The 18,042-nt window shown below is 44.5% G+C and carries 14 protein-coding genes; 6 read left to right on the forward strand and 8 right to left on the reverse strand.

All coding sequences use genetic code 11. The annotated features are described in order from the left end of the window. Nucleotides 1–79: 79 nt before the first annotated feature. The 5 genes from R7P67_RS13550 to R7P67_RS13570 all read right to left on the reverse strand — a co-directional run bounded on the left by R7P67_RS13550 (nucleotide 80) and on the right by R7P67_RS13570 (nucleotide 6,743). Nucleotides 80–2,119, reverse strand: coding sequence for a carboxylesterase family protein (locus R7P67_RS13550; protein WP_262653899.1), 2,040 nt, complete (start codon nucleotides 2,117–2,119; stop codon nucleotides 80–82). Nucleotides 2,120–2,329: 210 nt separating this feature from the next. Next, nucleotides 2,330–3,985, reverse strand: a complete 1,656-nt coding sequence (locus R7P67_RS13555) for a hypothetical protein (protein WP_017821369.1) — start codon at nucleotides 3,983–3,985, stop codon at nucleotides 2,330–2,332. 302 nt (nucleotides 3,986–4,287) lie between these two features. Further along, nucleotides 4,288–5,643, reverse strand: a complete 1,356-nt coding sequence (locus tag R7P67_RS13560) for an FUSC family protein (RefSeq protein ID WP_054579570.1) — start codon at nucleotides 5,641–5,643, stop codon at nucleotides 4,288–4,290. Between the two features lie 13 nt (nucleotides 5,644–5,656). Continuing rightward, nucleotides 5,657–6,520: an HlyD family secretion protein gene (locus tag R7P67_RS13565; protein ID WP_005377105.1), complete on the reverse strand. Its 864-nt coding sequence runs from the start codon at nucleotides 6,518–6,520 to the stop codon at nucleotides 5,657–5,659. Nucleotides 6,521–6,530: 10 nt separating this feature from the next. Next, nucleotides 6,531–6,743, reverse strand: coding sequence for a DUF1656 domain-containing protein (locus R7P67_RS13570; protein ID WP_005377106.1), 213 nt, complete (start codon nucleotides 6,741–6,743; stop codon nucleotides 6,531–6,533). A gap of 426 nt (nucleotides 6,744–7,169) precedes the next feature. Here R7P67_RS13570 and aspT point away from each other — a divergent pair, with 426 nt between their 5' ends. The 6 genes from aspT (at nucleotide 7,170) to R7P67_RS13600 (ending at nucleotide 14,436) form a co-directional block, all read left to right on the forward strand. Next, nucleotides 7,170–8,885 (forward strand): aspartate-alanine antiporter, encoded by a 1,716-nt coding sequence (gene aspT, locus R7P67_RS13575; protein WP_262653903.1) that lies wholly within the window; start codon nucleotides 7,170–7,172, stop codon nucleotides 8,883–8,885. A gap of 95 nt (nucleotides 8,886–8,980) precedes the next feature. Beyond that, on the forward strand, nucleotides 8,981–10,576 hold the full coding sequence (locus tag R7P67_RS13580) for a bifunctional aspartate transaminase/aspartate 4-decarboxylase (protein ID WP_262653905.1): 1,596 nt from the start codon (nucleotides 8,981–8,983) through the stop codon (nucleotides 10,574–10,576). A gap of 125 nt (nucleotides 10,577–10,701) precedes the next feature. Next, nucleotides 10,702–11,559, forward strand: coding sequence for a pyridoxal kinase PdxY (gene pdxY / locus R7P67_RS13585; protein WP_258661326.1), 858 nt, complete (start codon nucleotides 10,702–10,704; stop codon nucleotides 11,557–11,559). Between the two features lie 210 nt (nucleotides 11,560–11,769). Next, a complete protein-coding gene (locus R7P67_RS13590; protein ID WP_222712642.1) occupies nucleotides 11,770–12,939 on the forward strand; it encodes a patatin-like phospholipase family protein in 1,170 nt (389 codons plus the stop codon). Nucleotides 12,940–12,956: 17 nt separating this feature from the next. Next, nucleotides 12,957–13,385, forward strand: a complete 429-nt coding sequence (locus tag R7P67_RS13595; protein ID WP_005377111.1) for a hypothetical protein — start codon at nucleotides 12,957–12,959, stop codon at nucleotides 13,383–13,385. Nucleotides 13,386–13,527: 142 nt separating this feature from the next. Then, on the forward strand, nucleotides 13,528–14,436 hold the full coding sequence (locus tag R7P67_RS13600; protein ID WP_017821360.1) for a LysR family transcriptional regulator: 909 nt from the start codon (nucleotides 13,528–13,530) through the stop codon (nucleotides 14,434–14,436). A gap of 285 nt (nucleotides 14,437–14,721) precedes the next feature. On the opposite strand, the gene R7P67_RS13605 is transcribed toward R7P67_RS13600, so the two are convergent. The 3 genes from R7P67_RS13605 to R7P67_RS13615 are packed head-to-tail and all read right to left on the reverse strand — an operon-like array spanning nucleotide 14,722 to nucleotide 18,039. Next, nucleotides 14,722–15,873, reverse strand: a complete 1,152-nt coding sequence (locus tag R7P67_RS13605; protein ID WP_137282070.1) for an ABC transporter permease — start codon at nucleotides 15,871–15,873, stop codon at nucleotides 14,722–14,724. Next, nucleotides 15,870–17,036 carry an ABC transporter permease gene (locus R7P67_RS13610; protein ID WP_262653908.1) on the reverse strand — a complete coding sequence of 389 codons (1,167 nt, stop codon included), beginning with the start codon at nucleotides 17,034–17,036 and terminating at the stop codon, nucleotides 15,870–15,872. Before R7P67_RS13610 ends, R7P67_RS13605 begins: the two co-directional genes overlap by 4 nt. Nucleotides 17,037–17,058: 22 nt before the next feature. Then, nucleotides 17,059–18,039: an HlyD family secretion protein gene (locus R7P67_RS13615; protein ID WP_005377122.1), complete on the reverse strand. Its 981-nt coding sequence runs from the start codon at nucleotides 18,037–18,039 to the stop codon at nucleotides 17,059–17,061. Between the last annotated feature and the right edge of the window lie 3 nt (nucleotides 18,040–18,042).

Consider the following 18,042-nt stretch of genomic DNA (forward strand, 5'->3'; position numbering starts at 1 on the left):
TCAAGGAATAAGGATGAAAAAAGCCAGTGAACTGGCTTTTAGGTATTCGGTAACGAGTTTTTAGTGACTGAAGATGACGTTACATGTGACTCAGAATCAGCCCAAGCTCCTCGAGACCGTTGAGGCGACCTTGGCGCAGTTTTGGATCGATGCCTGAGTGATGAGCATTGTCCCAGTCTTGCGTGGATTGAATGCCGCCATCGTTATCGATCAGCAATACTCGGTCAGTCGCACTGCTGTATTGGAAGTCCTCAAATAAACGTTCGCTAAACCACATACGAGAGAGTTCGTTCATCATTGCTTTGTCTTTGCTACCTGGACGAACACTTGAACCATCGAGTTTTAATGCTTTATTAAACACAAATGGTAATTCCGATGCATTGCAAGCGCCCACAATACAACTGATGCTTTTGAGTAAATCGCCAACGTCGAGATCGCCATTTTCACCTTTGGTGTTGTAAGTCCATACGTTGAATCCAGGTTTGTAGTCAAAGTAGTAGAAGCTTGGCGTTGCTCCTGTTGCTTCTTCAGTTGAAACTTTATGACGGTTTGGACCCGTGAAGAGCAAATCATGCAACGTGGTTTTGAATTGCTGCATGTTTTTGGACGCGCCATTCAGTTCGCTTTCATGGTTAGGGAAGAAGTCAGCCAGAGCAAGTAACTCCGTGGTTGAATCGGAGTTCCCCAAACCGAAGAACAACTTAGTCATCGCCTCATAAGCGGTGCTAGGTAGCAGTTCCAATAAGTCAGAAAGATCGAGTTCAATTGAAGCTGAATCGTTGAGTAATGAACGATATTCGGTGCGTAAACGGTTTAAGTTCGTTTCCGATTCTAGCCACTCCACCATGTATTCGACGATTAAGTTTTCGTCACCACTTTCAATGATTTCTGGCGCTTCTTGGCTCAAGATTTCAATAATAGTTGGGATCAAAAATGTCAGGCTCGGCAGCATGCCCAGAGTATTGCTTTCTGCACTGTTTGAGCCAATTACCGTCGGTACGATCCATTCACTCTCAATGGCTTGCTCAGTAAAGTGATAGCCTGGTACTTCTTTCACAAGAAACGCTGGTGGGCGATGCTCGATGTAAGGCGCAAATGGCATCAACGTAGATAATGGGCTGTTGTCGCGTGTTGGACTGATAACCGGAATATTCGCGGCGGTCAGTACCCAGTTCTTAAGACGTTGAATAGGATCAAGCATCTCGCTTTGTACCTTCATGATCTCTTCAAGTGGTAGTAACGCAAGATCTTCAACGCTTTGCTCTGGTCTTTGGCTCTTGGCAACATCGTAACTTTTATATTCAAAGCCGTAAGGGTTGCTTTGCATGATGGCACGTTGAAAGTGCTCACCTGCGATTGCAGCATCGCCTTTTGATTGCTGTAAAATTCCCACCGACATGGCACCTGCACCTTGACCCATGAGTGTCACGTTTTGCGGATTGCCGCCGAATGCCTCTATGTTTTGTTGAACCCATTCAAGCGCGTGTTTTTGATCGCCTAGACCAAAGTTACCGCCCTCTGGGTTGTCCAAACCATCGACCCAAACACTGCCCAACAAGCCCAAACGATAGTTAAAAGTAACTGCAATAAACGGGTTACCATCGTCAGCACCTTGTGCAACCACCATATCACCATGAATTAGCGGTTCTGAGCCCGCGCCGTATTCAAAGTCTCCACCGTGAATAAAGACATACACTGGCAAATCTGCGTACGCTTCTGTCCCTGCTGGTCGCCAAATGTTTAGGTTCAAACAATCTTCTGATTGCGTTTGTGCCGTGGTTTTTAACTGCGGGCACGCATCACCGAACTGAGTCGCATCAATATCGCCTTCAAGTGGGACCGCAATGCTGTGCTGAAAGCGGTCTGCTTGCGCAAATTGGATACCTTTGAACGCCTCTACCGCTGCCAGTTTTTCATCCGCATCAAGAGGCGTGATGACAAGGGACTCTTTGGTCGCTTGAATGGTTGCATCGCCAATTTCCAAAGCGATATGCTCTGGTGGTAAGGGTTGTAGTGGCTTCGGGCCGTTAGGAACGCTAGGTTTACCAGAGTCATCACTGCAAGCAGCTAAGGCAAGAGTGATGGTAATGGCTAAAGTTGAGCGATTGAGTAAAGTCATTGTTATGTCCAAAAAGTCATTTGGTGCGTACACCGAAAATGTTAAACGGCATCTAACAAGCGACGTCCTGACGCTTTGGCATTAATCCGTGAATGGTTGGATGGCTTGTTGTATTGATGGCTCAAATGGTAGGACATCGGCGACAGTTTCAGTAATCGCCTTTGTAGGATGCAGTCCTACCATCGTCTAGGGGCCGGCTCTTTATGAGAGCTAGAAACGGTAACCAAGATTTAAGGTTACTGACTCTCGAGTTTCCCCTTTGTTATAGAGAAAGGTCAGGTTGTAGTTTTTGCCGATTTGCTTATTGAAACCAGTCAAAAACGCCCATTGATTAAGATCTACACCAATGTCGTAATCGAATTCGATATCACCGCTTTTTACATGCCCGTCCATTCGAGCGTCCAGTCCTTGATATTCTGCTCCGACAAAGAACTGCGTGCGATAATCGACAAGTTGATAACCCAACATCGGCTGTACAGTAACAATACCATCGCCCCAATCATCTAAGCCCTTTAAGCGAGTTTGCGAATAGGTACCAGTGACAGAAGCAAAGAACTCTTTATAGCCAACCGAAAGGGTTGTACCTATACCACGAAGGTCATATTCCAAATGCAGCGGCACGTCTAAGCGTCCGCGACTACAAAGTGCAGATAAACCATCGCAAAACTTATCACCTAATCCTGGCAGTTTATCGTTCAGCTTATCTTTTATGTACTGGCCACCTTCACCCGTGTAGGCGGCATCAACATTGGCATCGACATTAACTTTTCCGATGTAACCAAATACATTCCAAAATGGCAGGATGTTTACATCGCCACGAAGCGTCATGCTCTCAGCACTCACGATGCCGACACTGTCTTCTGGATCAAACAGTTCATTAAGGCCGATGCCTTCAATCGTGAAATCATTAAATGGAATATTCATATCTTGATTTCGATACGCTAGCGATACACCAAACGGCAGAGGCAAATCGATACCTTGACGACGAACCATATCACCCATTAAAGGAAAAACGCGGTCTAGCTTAACACTGGCTTCTTGCATGCGTGGATCAGAGACCTCATTCAAGCGTTTTTCGTCTAGTACTTGCACGCCAAGCTTATCTTCATAAATCGCTACCGGTTTTACGCTGCTCATCATTTCGAGGGGTTTATTTTTCTTTGAACCAACTATCTTGGTGTTTTTACTGGCAATCGCAATTTTGCCTGATGTTAACTTCTGGAAGAGGATCTCTTGATCGTAAGAATCCACTTGGTAGTTGTGATGTGTGAACGGTTTATCGTTGGTAATGACCATACGTTTCGGTTCACCATTAACCAACTCAATATCAACGCTTAAAAAGCGAAAGTAGGCGATATCTTGAGGAAGACCGTATTTTGAGTAATTAAAACTGATGATCACATTACCATTCTGATCCTCTTTGGCTCTTACTGATGACGGATCAAAACTCTCCGCGTAGTTTCGAAGGCGGTATTCTGTTCGTGTGAAAGCTTCGATCTCATCAAGTACTTTTTCATTTTCATCGAGTTGTTCAGGGTTGTACTTGATACGCAGATCAATGTTGCCTTTGTTATCGGTGTTCTTAACCAAGTAGACGGACGAATCGCGAACGCTATCACCGATTTTAACACTTCGGTGGGCATGCTCGACCAAATGCTCGCCTTGAACTAGAGAGCTGATGGCCAGTTTTGGTAAATCATGACTGATACCATATTTGTCGAACAGTGCTCGGCCTTGCTCGATTACTTCGTTGTAGGTCGTCGTCTCTTCAGCGGCGAAGCCAAAAGTGGGGGTAGTAAGCATTAGTGCGCTCGCGAGCACAGTAAGAGAAGACGTCTTGCCGGCGCGTAATTCAAAAAAACTCATGACAGTTTCCACTCTGAATAGTCTCAAACCTTCGAGACTCAGACAGTTAATGTGTCACTGAACTTCTTGTTCAGTTAGATAGATATGTTTGCTGTGATTGACGTTGTGAATGCATGGTTTTCGATTGCATTTCGTGAATCAATGAGAGGATTTTATGAGGTGAAGAGAAATACCGTTAATCGCTTTTGATGGATACTATCCTCGCTTTATGGGTTACGAAAGAATAATGGCTAGCTCACAAACAAACAGCCCCGCATAGCAGAAGCAATGCAGGGCTTTAGTTTCAAGAACGGAGGTGACGCTTAGACCGTAACGCGAACACGAAACAGATCAGTAAACAACTTGGCAATCATCAAAATAATCATAATGTTTACCAGCATCAGCAAGGGCGTTTCAATTCGATACGCTGGGGTTAAATTGAGCGCTCCTGATGTCAAGACAACCAATAAGTTAATACCTAGAATTCTGTGTACCATCAGTTTTGGTGTGGAAAAGACTTTCCAAATTACGATGATGTTGATGAAGTAGAATAGCCCAAGCTGCCAAAGCTCGGTCATCATTGGCATTAGGAAAATGTATTGCAATAGAATCACCGTGCCAGTGCCTATCACACCAAAAAATGCATCTTTAATAATGCTTGGTGGCATAGTAGGAACGATTGAAGAGAACACGCCTGCTAGCATCGGAAAAATGAAACCTCCGGGTACGGGCAGATAAATCCAGATCAACAAAGAAGTGACGAACATGGAGACACCTTGCAATACCTTTCTGCCGTCTTCATTCAAATGCTGGATAAACGTTCGATGCTCGTGATGCCAAACCGTGTTTTTCTCTCTTTGCATGACATAAGCAACGTGACCAATGAGCGACGTACTTGGATTTTTAATATCAAAGCTTTGCAGTTGCTGCGTTAGTGTTGGCCAATCGATCTCACGACTTTGCGATTTATCTGCTTGTTCTAGCAATCGGTCTTGGATTTGTGCCATCTCATTTAAACGCGCACGCCATAGCTGACGATGTTCTTTCAAGTGGTAGCTGCCAGTAAGTGGTAAGCCGACCAGTTGGAATAACTTTTCTATGTTGGCGGTGTTGGTCTCAAGAGCTTCAATATCTATATCATTGGGCGATTTCATAGCGTTAAGCATCGCCTCTCTGCTGGCCTCAAAACGTTGAATGAAGTTTTGTTCTGTACTGACTGGCCAAACTAATCGGTACACAACAGAAAACGTGATCACACCAAGAATAGTCTCTTGCATGCGAAGAACAGCGAAGTGGAACGTTGCTTGACTATCAAATCCTCCCATACATGCGATGATGGAGCACACAGCAAAACCGATAGAGAACACATAACCATACTTTTCGTCGCTCGACATAAAAATGCACGCACCTAAAAACAAGGTGAAGAAGGTGAGAAACAAAAAGCGATCTTGAGAAAACGTCGTGATGAGGAAAAAGGCATAACCGATGCCAAGGAGGGTTCCTAATAAGCGATTATGACCTTTGTTTATCGAGTGAGCGAAGCTTTCATTTAATGCCATTACCGCGACTGCGATCGCTGCCCAATACGGTTTCTCCCATTGAAACCATAAGGCAAGGCAGATCGCGATAACGATAGACAGCGCAGCTTTGATTGCTTCTTTGGTTGAGGCATTAAACATACATTCCACCGCATTATTGTTTGATGATTTTGATAGAGGCCGTCATACCAACACGTAGTTGAAAATCTTTCGGTAAGTGATCTAATTTAACTTTAATTGGAATGCGTTGAGCTAAGCGTATCCACTGAAAGTTAGGGTTCACATTGGGCAAAAGATCGTTACCAGTACTACCATCTTGTTTCGCAATGCCGTAGCCAATGCTTTTGATTTTTCCTTCCAACACAGCTTCATTGTGCATCATTAAGGTCACGTAGGCTTTATCTTGTGGATCAACGCCAACTAAATCCGTTTCTTTGAAATATCCTTCGATCCAAAAGCTGTCTTCATCAATCAAAGCCACGACTGGGGAGTTAGCGACGACTTGAGAGCCGACGCGTAAGTTCAAATTAGTTATATAACCATTCGTTGGCGCATAAACTTTTGTGTAATCAAGGTTTAGCTTGGCTTCTTCAACATTGGCTTTCGCGAGCTCTACGTTGGCAACGGCTGTCTCCACCGCATTGTCTAGGTTATTCAATGTCAGTACAGGTACAGCGCCAGGTGTGCGCTTTTCTAACTTAAGTGCTCGCTGCTCTTCATTTTTGGCCTTTGCTAGTAATGCAATGGCTTGCTTTTGAGCTGCTAGCGCTTTGTGGTACGCCGCTTTATAGATGCTTGGGTCAATCTCAAACAGCAAATCGCCTTGTTTCACTTGCGAATTGTCTTCAACGTAGACTTGGATGATTTGTCCTGTTACGCGGGGGGTTATAGAAACGATGTGCGCGCTAACTTGGCCATCTCTAGTCCAAGGGTTGTCAGAGTATGATTGGTAGTAGCTGAAAATCACGGTGCCAGCGGAACACAGTAGTAGCAGTGTGATGAGATAACGTTTTATCACGGAATTTGCCTCAAAATATCGTAATGAATCGACCAATAACGCCAGTAAAAATCACAATTAGGCTTAGCTCTGCGAGTGCAGGAAATGCAACGTATTTGTGGAGTCCCAGTTTTGTAGCAACGGTTCCGACCAAAATGGTGAGCATGTAAGCCAATGCAATAACCAGCAACAAGGGTGGGAAGTAAACTTCGCCCCACACAAGTTCATGTGGCATTGAGTTCATGGTGTTTTTCTCTATTAACTTGATGAATGGAAAGATAAGGCAAATGATGGCATCCGTGATAATCGCTTTTGGAGGACCTAATCCATCAAACGAAAGGTGTTATGCGCTATATAGAGGGAATGATGCAACCAAACCGCTTTTTGAAGCGCGAAAACAAAAATAAAATTATTTTGCGATTTATCTGGTGTTCATTGCAGAACGCTAAGTTATTAAATTTTCGACAATTATTGATCGATTTTTGCTTTTGAATATGCGAAGTGATGGTTTCATCCTTCAAATGGGATTACGAGTTGTGAGATTTTGTTCCTAATATTCGCTTCGAAGCAAACGAGATGCTTTTTAAATTAAATAATCCAACAAATATGAGTGACAGATTATTCGTTAGATTATTTGAGTTTTATATTTATTAGTAAGAGTAAAATTGTCATGGAAATTATTTCTAACCTTTTTGACATGGCACCATTTGTTGCTCTCTTTATTACGCTCTCTCTCGGTTATATGGTAGGTAAAATTACCATTGGTCGATTTGTTCTTGGCGGTGTTGCCGGAACATTATTAATGGGTGTAATTATTGGGCAATTTGGTGTTCATATTGATCCCGGCGTAAAAAGCATTTTCTTTGCGCTCTTTATTTACGCTGTAGGGTATCAAGGTGGTGCGCAGTTCTTCAAAGCACTGAACTTTAGAACCATCAACATTCTACTTTCCGCTGTAGTGATGACGGTGTCTGGCCTGCTTTGTGTACTAGCAGCAGCTTGGATGTTCGATCTAGACAGAGGTACGGCAGCAGGCCTTGCAGCTGGTGGTTTGACTCAATCGGCAATCATCGGTACAGCGGGTGATGCGATCGCACGTCTTGGTGGTGTGACAGAAGAAGCGAAGCACCTAATGCAGACCAACGTCGCAGTAGGCTACGCGGTTACGTACATCTTTGGTTCGCTTGGTCCAATTCTGATGGTGACATGGGTATTCCCAACACTGATGAAGTGGGATATCCGAGCAGAAGCGATTGCGCTAGAAGAGAAAAATTCAAATGGTAAGCGTGATTTAGCGCCGGGTGAGTTCAACGCTGTCACAGCGCTGGTTACACGAGCATTTAAAGTGAGCAAAGATGGTGGGCTAGCAGGCAAAACCTTAGCTCAGTTAAACCAACACGCTCTGGCTGCTTGTATTGAATTGATTCAACGCGATGGCAAAGTGCTAGACGTGGACAAATTCACAGCACTGAAAGAAGGGGATGTCATTGTTGTAACAGGCCGCCGTAATGCAGTACATCAGCTGCAAGATGGTTTAGCTGACAATGAGATTGCACTTCCAGAAGGCTATGAAGTTATTGAAGAAAACCGTCAATTGATCGCAGACAACCGCAAACTGATTGGTAAGTCGCTGCAAGAGATTAAAGAGGCTTCGAACCAAGGCTCTATGCGCGGTATTTATGTGACAGACTATATTCGTGAAGGCAACTCAATTGAAATGACGCCGGATCTTGTGGTGAAGAAAAACGACGTCATCCAGCTTACAGGTACAGCAAAAGACATCAATCGCGTTGAGAAAAACATTGGTCAGCGAATGGGCTCAGCAAACGTGACTGACTTAATCGTGCTTGGTATGGGCATGGTGGTGGGTCTATTAATTGGTCTAATCAGTTTTAAGATTGCTGGTATTCCCGTCACTATCGGTTCTGGTGCAGGTTGTTTGATCTCAGGTTTGATCGTCGGTTGGTTGCGTAGCCGCAATCCGCATGTTGCTCAGTTTCCTGTGGGTGCCGCGAACTTTATTCGAGATTTCGGTTTGGCAGCATTTGTGGGCATTGTTGGCCTTGAGGCTGGCCCTCAAGCGGTCGACACCATCAAAGAACACGGTATGTCTCTGTTGTTCCTTGGCATGGGTGTAACGATTATCCCTCAGATTATTTCGTTCTTCTTCTCATACTTTGTATTGAAGATTAAGAACCCAGTTGAAGCACTTGGCTGTGTTACAGGTGGACGAAGTGCGAACCCAGCATTCGCGGCTTTAATGGAAAAAACAGGTAACGCAACGCCAGTATTCTCATTCACTGTGACTTATGCAGTCGCCAATGTACTGCTTACCCTATGGGGTCCAATTATTGTCGGCATTATTACTTTAAACGCAGGCATGTAATTTAAATAAATTCGAACACTCTTATCGCCTAATTAAATAGGCGGTAGGGGAAGTATTATCCAAATTTTACTAAATAATAGATTCAGGTAAATATTATGACTACGCAAAACACAACAATTGATTTTTCAAAATTTGCAGATTTAAGCCCATTTGAATTAAAAGATAAACTTATTGAAGTGGCACAAACTGTTCCTGACCGCGCTTTATTAGATGCAGGTCGTGGTAATCCTAATTTTCTTGCGACACTACCGCGTAAAGCGTTCATTCGTTTGGGTGAGTTCGCAATATTGGAAGCCGAGCGCACTTATTCATACCTAGATGGTGGTTTCGGTGGCATTCCAGATGGTGTGGGCATTGTTGAACGCTTTGACACGTTTGCAAGCAAGAATAAACAAGACCAAGGCGTACAGTTCTTGGAAAAGTCGCTGAGCTACGCAAAAGACCGTTTGGGTCTAGAGAAAGAAGCATTCTTGAATGAACTGGTTAACGCATACCTTGCATGTAACTACCCAGTGCCACCACGTATGTTGACGAACATCGAAACCGTTGTGAAGCAATACATTGCAGAAGAGATGTACGGCCCAATGCCAATGACGACAGATTTCGATCTGTTTGCAACTGAAGGCGGTACGGCGTCTATGACGTACACCTTCCAAACTATGTTCAACAACGGTCTATTAAAGAAAGGTGACAAGGTTGCGCTAATCACTCCAATCTTTACGCCGTACCTAGAGATCCCAGAGCTTAGTGAATACGAACTGGAAATCGTTGAGCTACGTCTGGATGAGACAACATGGCAACTGCCGATGGCTGAAATCGAAAAGCTTGCAGATACAGACATCAAACTGCTTTGTGTCGTGAACCCAGCAAACCCAGCGTCTGTGAAGTTCTCGGATGAAACTCTGGATAACCTATCAAACTTCGTGAACAACGAACGTAGCGACCTGTTCATTGTGACTGATGATGTATACGGCACATTTGCGGACGACTTTGTCTCACTGTTCGCGAAACTGCCATACAACACGCTTTGTGTTTACTCGTTCTCGAAGTACTTCGGTGCAACAGGCTGGCGTTTAGGCTCGATTGCGATTCAACACAACAACGTGTTTGACGATGCAATGCGCAGCCTTCCTGAAGCGCGTCAACTTGAGTTGGACGATCGTTACAAAACGCTGACTCCGGAACCTCGTGAGATCAAGTTTATTGACCGTATCGTTGCCGACAGCCGTAGCGTAGCGCTTAACCACACAGCAGGTTTGTCGCTTCCTCAACAAGTTCAAATGGCGCTGTTCTCATTGAATTGTCTGATGGACTCAGAGAAAAACTACAAAGAAGCATGTAAACGCATCATTCGCGAGCGTTACAAAACTCTGTACAAAAACATGGGTGTAGAAATTGAAGAAAACAAAGATCGTGTGGACTACTACACACTGCTTGAGCTCGACACTCTGGGCGGCAAATTGTACGGACCAGCCTTCGTTGAATGGTTCAAAGCGAGCGAGAAAGGCAAAGACTTCCTGTTCCGCCTTGCACATGAAACCGGCGTTATCCTACTTCCAGGCCAAGGCTTCGATGTAGTGCATGCATCAGTTCGAGTTTCGCTAGCAAACCTTACTCACCACGAATACGAGCTTATCGGTCATGCAACACGCAAAGTGTTGGATGAGTACTTTGCTGAATTCAAAGGCTAATGAATCCAGCCTGATTAAGAATAAGCCTCGGCGTTGTCGAGGCTATTCCGACCAAATAAGCACAGTGCGCGGCATTGTGTTTATTTAGTCGCCAAGCTAACAAACTTCCCTATTAAGAGTGACTTATGAAAAGCATTATTTCTATTCAATCTCATGTGGTTTATGGCCACGCCGGAAACAGTTCTGCAGTCTTCCCAATGCAGAGAATGGGCCTCGAAGTATGGCCAATTCACACGGTTCAGTTTTCAAATCACACTCAGTACCAGCAAGGTTGGACTGGACAGAAGTTTGGGGCAGATGAAATTCATTCTCTAATGAGAGGCTTAGATAACATTGAGAAGTTAGGCGAATGTGGCGCGATACTGTCCGGTTATCAAGGCAGCGCAGAGCAATGTCGAGCGGTGGCCGAAGCGGTAAGTTTAGTCAAATCGCGTAACCACAGCGCGCTTTATGTGTGTGACCCAGTTATGGGTGATCCAGACAAAGGTTGCATTGTGGCAGACGGTGTCAAAGAAGCGATAAGCCATAGCTTGTTGCCCATCGCTGATGTGATTGTTCCTAACCAGTTTGAACTGAGCGAGTTAACAGGTGTGAAAATTGACTCTCTTTATGATGCGGTCACTGCATGTAAAAAAGCCTTAGAGTTAGGACCGAAAATGGTATTGGTGAAACACCTGCATGCACTAACAGATGACGACTTCAGTATGATTTTAGCGACGCCGAAAGCAAGCTATTTGGCCCAACGACCTAGTGTTGAATTTGCTATGCAGCCAGTCGGTGTCGGTGATTTAATTTCTGCGATTTTTACCTCTTGTTTGGTGAAGAAGATGTCTCCTGTCGCAGCCTTCCGTCATACACATAACGCCGTTTACGGTGTATTGGAGATCACAAAAGGCTATGGCACATGGGAGCTACAGACGATCAATGCCCAATACGAATTTGTCGAACCGACGCATGAGTTCAACGTCGTGAAAATTGCTTAGCGCAGTACCTAATTAACGGAGAAGCGTAAAGTTAGCATATAGAAACTTGGCATAATTGCTTTGATGGATAGCATCCTACAATCGCGATTATGGGGTTTAGCCGTGCCTAGCTATAGTAACTCCACACAACGAAACGGACTTCATTTTGACCCAATTAACTTCAAACTGAGTCTCTGGTCATACGCCAGAGAACATTAAATGAGACTGATTATGAATCGTTTAATTTCCTCTGGTGTGACGGTTGCACTTTCGCTGCTGATAGTAGCTTGTAGTTCACCTCATACGCTGGATGTTCGTGTTTCTCAAAGCAACTATAAAGATGTCGAGATCGCGAGTTCGACACCAAATGAGCCACTTCGAATGTGGGCCAATGAAGCGCCGGATTTTCTCTACTCAGCGCACAATCAAACCACACCGATCAAAGTAGAGGGTGAACGGCTCAATATTTTGGCCTTATCGGGTGGTGGCGTAAACGGCGCATACGGGGCCGGCGTTTTGATGGGGCTACAGGAAAAGGGGGAGCTAAAAGATTATGCCATCATTACTGGAGTCAGTGCTGGTGCCCTAATCGCTCCTTTTGTTTTCATTGGCGGTGATGCGATGCCAAAGATGAAAGAAGTCATGCTCAACATCAATGATAAGAATATTTTGGGTAAGAAGAACTTCTTAAATACCCTGTTTAAGGACGCGTTTACCGATGGTGAGAACCTCTATGATTTCATCGCAGACGCTTACCCTGAGCCCATGATCGAGGCGATGGCGCAGCAACACCGCAATGGTAAACGCCTCTTTATTGGCAGTACCCATTTTGATTCAGGCGAACTGGTGATTTGGAATATTGGTGCGATTGCGAACAGTGATTTAGCGGACAAATCTGAACTGATTTACAAGGTGCTTGCTGCGAGCGCATCGATCCCTGGTGTTTTCCCTCCACAATTTATCGATGTTGAACATGATGGAGAAACTCTTGAGGAGTTACACGTAGATGGTGGTCTCGCAGCGCAGGTGTTCTTTAATCCGTCTAACTTCAACTATCAACAAATCTCAGATGCTTTGGGGTTAGAAAAAGCGCCTCAGTTGGATGTGATTCGCAATGGTGCGTTAAAAGCGCCGTATCGTCCACTAAAAGACAAAGGTTTAGACTTGGTATCGAAAAGTGTCTCAAGCCTTACGCTAGCGCAAACTCGTGGTGATCTCTATCGAATGAAATACATCAGTGAAATCAACGATATCGAGATGCAGTTTACCTACATTGATCAAGATTTTAGATACGCCAAAGTAACGAAAGATATGTTCGATCACCGCTACTTGCTGACGATTTACGAATATGGATTCAAAAAAGCCACCCAAGGGCAACTTTGGGTAACTGAACTCCCTTAATACAGGAAAACGATACAATGAAAAAAGCCGTTCTTACACTCATGATGCTTACCGCTTCCGCGACTGCATTCGCCCAAAGTGGAGCCCATCTTGACCAGCAAAAAGTGGATAGTGATATGCAGCAACTGTCTGCAATCAAAGAAGAAGGTGCAGCCTTTATCATGATTGACGAGAACTCGAGTTACGTGGCGGTCGAGTTCGTGGGAAAGTGGGAAGAGATCAACAACTATGTGTCACACAAAGAAGCGAAAAAACGTAAATTGGAAAAAGTGAACAAGCAGTTCGTGTACTCTCAGGTCGGTGAAACGTTGGAGTCACTTGAGCAAAAAGTCGTTGACCACATTTACGCTGATCAACCTAAATATTTCAGTGTCGATGTCTACCGTGATTACTATGGTGACTCAGGAGAATTCAACTATTTAGCTCGTGTCGTTGAGTACAACTAAGTGAGAGAAAACCTACTGAAGCTAGTAGGTTTTTTTGTGTCGTCGAGAAGGAATTCAAACGCAGATTGTTTCCGTTACCAAGTAGCAATTCTACGATCTTGTGGTAATTTAATTAGATAACTCTAAAAAGTAAGCACAACCTATGAATTTTAGTTTTGAACAACTTCTCGCGTTCGTAACCGTTTATGAACAGCTTTCGTTTAGTAAGGCGGCGGTCAAACTCAATAAGCACCGAACCACAATAGGGCAGGTGATTACCAATCTTGAAGATCAACTGGCGGTCAACCTGTTTGAGCGAGTGGGGCGCTCGGTAGAACCGACAGAAGATGGTCATCTTCTTTACCACTATGCTAAGCAAACCATCGAACAAGCACGTACTTTCGATAAAGTCGCATTAAGTCTAGCTTACGGTGGGTTAGAGAATGTTAGTATCGCCTATTCAAGCGCTATACCACACCGTTTTCTTGTATTGCTTCGTATTCAATTAGCGGCAGATTTTCCGATGATGCGAGTTAACTTTCTTGTTCGTAATCGCAACGAAATTAAAGAGGGTTTACAGAATGGTGAGTATCAATTCGGTATTGTCAATGTGCATGATAGTCGAGCAATACATAGTCTGGATGCGACGTTTTTAGGTCATTTTGAATTTGTTCCTTTCGTCCAGAAAGGTGGTGAACTCGCTTCTGTGGCACCAGATCGAGTATTGACAGCCTTGAGGAATAGTAAACAATTTGTACTGCGTTCTCTTATTGAAGAGGGAATGGGCGAAAAAGTCATCGTAAGTTCGAACCATGAAGAGGTCGACCAATTGGCCCTAGTAGTGAAAATGGTTGAAGCAGGTTTAGGATGGGCGATTCTCCCCAGAACGTTTGCCCATTCGGAGTTTTCTAATAATCATATAGAGCCAGTGGAAGCTTCTGAATTATTGGAAGGTTTTAAGTTTGGTTTTGGCCTATGGTGCCAACCCTCTAAGCAAGTCGGTGATGTAAAAAATTCAATCATGAAGGTCGTTACAGAATACCGAGAGAAAATAATCCGCGATATGACTTAGCGGCGACATGTATCTTGCTCATCCCTATCAACAACAAGACTCAATGTGAGTCTTGTTTTTTTGTGTCTGAAAAACGTTATCTTTCTAGCGAAGACTAATGTCTATTGGAAGGATATGACCCTCTATATGAGAGTATGGAATCCATACTTTTTGGCTTAATCTAATCTCGCTCAATGGGTAAGCCCAGAGCAAAAAGTGTTTTTACCATATGTCCGCTGCAAGGACGCAGATTTTCAGCCGGGTTTAGTTACCCGGCTTTTTTATAGTAATAGAAAATGTCAGCTGTCACCCCAAGCTCTCTGTTACAACTGGCTTGTTACTTCGCTTAGCAATCCAGTACGCAACGCTACCCCAAAGCACGGTGAGTGCCCAAAGCGCCGTCCAATGTGGAGCGACTTGTTGCCAGGTTGCCCCCATTTGGTTTAGCGCTAAGAAAGCTTTTATCGCCCAAGTGCTTGGGCTTAAATCAGCAATCCATAATAAGGGAGTAGGTATGGCTTCAATCGGCCAAATAAAACCAGCCAAGAAAATGAGCGGCATAGAGCTCACTAGGACGACTAAGGTGACAAGTTCACGCCGAGGTAATAAGTAACCTAGCCAGAAGCCTAGTCCGCAACAACCTAAAAAGAACGGTAACAACATAGACAGCAATTCGCCCGCGTTGGCGATATGGTTTACGTTTAAGCGTTCGAAGCTAAAACCAAAATAATAGGCGCCGAGTAAATAATAAATTGCCACAAATACTAACGTTCTCACAAGCAGCAGCGATCCCGTTGATACTTGTGACCAATAGCCACGACCATGACGCTGTGTTCCCGTTTGCAATCCAACCGCCATGATTAACGTTTGTTGTAAAATCAGAACAAATACTGCCGGCACTACGTATTCGATGTAACCCATGGTTGGGTTGAACGTCGGTTTCATATTAAGCTTAATAGCAGAGTAATTATGGCTAGCCATACTCATGGGCACACCATCTATCACCATTTTACTGACTTTCACTTGGGCCCCTAATGTGCCTCCCGCTTGGGCCAATCCTTCTACCACGGTTCCGTACACGAGAAAATACGAGGCGTCCGCAGCGTAGGCTAGAGTCGGGCTTTTACCTAGCATTAGGTCTTTGTAAAAGTGTTCCGGTATGACTAAAAAACCGGTGATCTCTCGTTGTAAAAATGCTTGCTTTGCATCGGCAATCGTATGAAGTCGAGTGACTACGTTGACTTGTGGGGTGGCATCAACCATACGTTCCAGCTTTAAACTCGTCTGACTACCATCTAGATTAACAATCGCGATTGGTTGTTCACGAGGCGTTTGTTGTGCATAAGGCAAAGGGTATAAAAACGAGTAAAATACGACACCACCAAACACGGTCAACGTAACGACTGGATTGGTTAGAACGGCCTTAAGTTCCGCTTTAATCAGTTGCCACAATGTCATACCGCCTCCTTCGCTTGGCGTGTTGATGAAGCTGTTCGATGTTTACCCATCAAGGCTGCGGTAATGAGCAGGGGCACAACGTAACCAATCATAGGCCATAGCGAGCTTAAAGATTGTGCGGCCGATGCTCCATAGCTTGCTTGACTCACTTGTACTTCAATGTAATGGGTAATCGGCAATAATGAACGCCATGCATAAGCGAGCGTGTTCATGTCAGAAACTGGGAATGTAATTCCCATGAACGCGAAGCTTGGAGCCGTAAATGCGCCAGCAAAACTCATCGCACGTGCAGGATCCATCGACAAGAAGAAGAACAACGCTCCCATAATGATACAGGCGATAACCGTCGCCAATTGTGCTAATAGCATAATCACAAAACTGCCTTCCATTGGCCAATCAAGCACGGAATAAAACCAGTACAAGAACAACGCACCTTGCGCCATAAAGACCGGAATGTACTGACTTAATAGGGTAGTGAGCCTGGCGTATGGCTTTTCGCCCAAAAATGCAAAGCTATTCTTTCCACCATAAATGCGAAAGTGCGCGGCAAGAATCAAAATAGTGCTTACTACAATACATATTTGCCAAATGGCTGGCACGATAGCCGTTACCAAAAATTGTGCGTAGTTATTGTTACGGTTAAATAATGCGGTTATTTGTGTCGACACGGGTACAGCCTGTCCAGCCGCTGCTAACGTTGTGGTGTTACCCTTAGCCAAGTTGCCCATTACTTCAACCTGAGCGTCGAAATAGCCTTGTGCTTGCGCAACGGCAGAGTTGATCAGTTTCGCTACCAAAATGTACTGACTGTTGTAAAAGACAGAAAGTTGAGGTAGGCGGTGCTGGAGAATATCTTGGTCGAACTTAGATGGGATGACCGCGTAAGCGTAGATATCGCCTTCAATCATCGCATTTTTTGCTTCGCTTGTACTGGTGTAGTGATAGTTAACAGCCAGACTCGACGACGCATCCAAAGATTGAATGAGCTTTCGAGAAAGTTGGGAATGTTGTAGATCAACCACACCGATTGGCAGATCCCGGGCAATGCCCGCAGAGAACACTCCCCAAATCATCATCGCGAGCAAAATCGGTATCCAAGTAAGGCACGAAAGCAACCACTTGTCTCGTCGTAAGATATGCCGCTGTGAAATCTTAATCGTCATAGCATTAACCTAGTGGTTGTGATTAAAGTTCAACGACAACACTCATTCCCATACGCAGTTCAGGTTCGGGTTGAGCTGGACGAGCTTCTACTTCAAAGGTACGAAGATCAAAACCTTGAGAAGCATCGGTTGCTCTCCACGTTGCAAAGTCACCCATAACGGCAACATGCGTTACTTTGAACTCAACATTTTTGTTTAAGGCAGGCAAATAGGCATCAAAGGTTGCTCCTTTTTTAAAGTGTTGAAGGTAATCTTCACGCACATTCAGTGTCGCCCAGGCATCTTCTGTATCTATCACAGTAACTACTGGGAAGCCCTGAGGTGCTAATTCACCACTTTGAAGCAGAACTTGAGAGACTTCGCCGTCGAACCAGCTGTAGATCTGAGTATCTTTCGCATACGCTTCTACTTCGGCTACGGCACCTGATGCCATGCGCGCTTTTTCCGCCGCAGCCACTTTGGTTTCACTTCTAGCGCCTTCTTTTGCCATTTCATACATTTGAAACGCAGCACTTTCTGTGTATTTCGCTGCTTGCCACTGAGTTAAAGCTTCATCGCGTTTTTGTTCTGCAACCACGCCATCGTTATAAAGGTTATTCACACGATTGTAGGTTTTTTCCATTAAATTCGCAGCGGCTTTGGCTTTCATCCACTGATCTTTTGCTGCTTGGATTTGTTGCTCACGTGCGCCTTTCTCAGCTTCTTGAGCTAAGGCGTCCGCCGCTTTTTCACCTGCTTTTGCTTGTTCTAACTTCGCTTCAATTTCAGGACTATGAAGGGTAAAAATAAGCTGACCTTTCTCTACATCGTCGCCTTTACGTACCATGACCTCATCAATACGCCCTGGGACTTTTGAGGAAATGCTGTATTGCTGGGCTTCAATTAATCCCTGTAAGCGGATCGGTTCTGGTTGATAGGCTTGGTAAAATTGATACCCAACCCAAGAGGCAACACCCAAAGCACAAAGTGAGAGTAAAACGGGTTTTAGTGATTTAGCTGCCATGAT

The sequence above is a fragment of the Vibrio sp. Vb0937 genome (genome assembly GCF_033338855.1).

Excerpts from the sequence above, each read along its gene's own strand:
- R7P67_RS13580 (WP_262653905.1), top strand. The coding sequence starts at position 8,981 with ATGACTACGCAAAACACAACAATTGATTTTTCAAAATTTGCAGATTTA.
- R7P67_RS13600 (WP_017821360.1), top strand. The coding sequence starts at position 13,528 with ATGAATTTTAGTTTTGAACAACTTCTCGCGTTCGTAACCGTTTATGAA.
- aspT (WP_262653903.1), top strand. The coding sequence starts at position 7,170 with ATGGAAATTATTTCTAACCTTTTTGACATGGCACCATTTGTTGCTCTC.
- R7P67_RS13605 (WP_137282070.1), bottom strand. The coding sequence starts at position 15,873 with ATGACATTGTGGCAACTGATTAAAGCGGAACTTAAGGCCGTTCTAACC.
- R7P67_RS13550 (WP_262653899.1), bottom strand. The coding sequence starts at position 2,119 with ATGACTTTACTCAATCGCTCAACTTTAGCCATTACCATCACTCTTGCC.
- R7P67_RS13570 (WP_005377106.1), bottom strand. The coding sequence starts at position 6,743 with ATGAACTCAATGCCACATGAACTTGTGTGGGGCGAAGTTTACTTCCCA.
- pdxY (WP_258661326.1), top strand. The coding sequence starts at position 10,702 with ATGAAAAGCATTATTTCTATTCAATCTCATGTGGTTTATGGCCACGCC.
- R7P67_RS13555 (WP_017821369.1), bottom strand. The coding sequence starts at position 3,985 with ATGAGTTTTTTTGAATTACGCGCCGGCAAGACGTCTTCTCTTACTGTG.
- R7P67_RS13610 (WP_262653908.1), bottom strand. The coding sequence starts at position 17,036 with ATGACGATTAAGATTTCACAGCGGCATATCTTACGACGAGACAAGTGG.
- R7P67_RS13560 (WP_054579570.1), bottom strand. The coding sequence starts at position 5,643 with ATGTTTAATGCCTCAACCAAAGAAGCAATCAAAGCTGCGCTGTCTATC.
- R7P67_RS13595 (WP_005377111.1), top strand. The coding sequence starts at position 12,957 with ATGAAAAAAGCCGTTCTTACACTCATGATGCTTACCGCTTCCGCGACT.
- R7P67_RS13615 (WP_005377122.1), bottom strand. The coding sequence starts at position 18,039 with ATGGCAGCTAAATCACTAAAACCCGTTTTACTCTCACTTTGTGCTTTG.
- R7P67_RS13590 (WP_222712642.1), top strand. The coding sequence starts at position 11,770 with ATGAATCGTTTAATTTCCTCTGGTGTGACGGTTGCACTTTCGCTGCTG.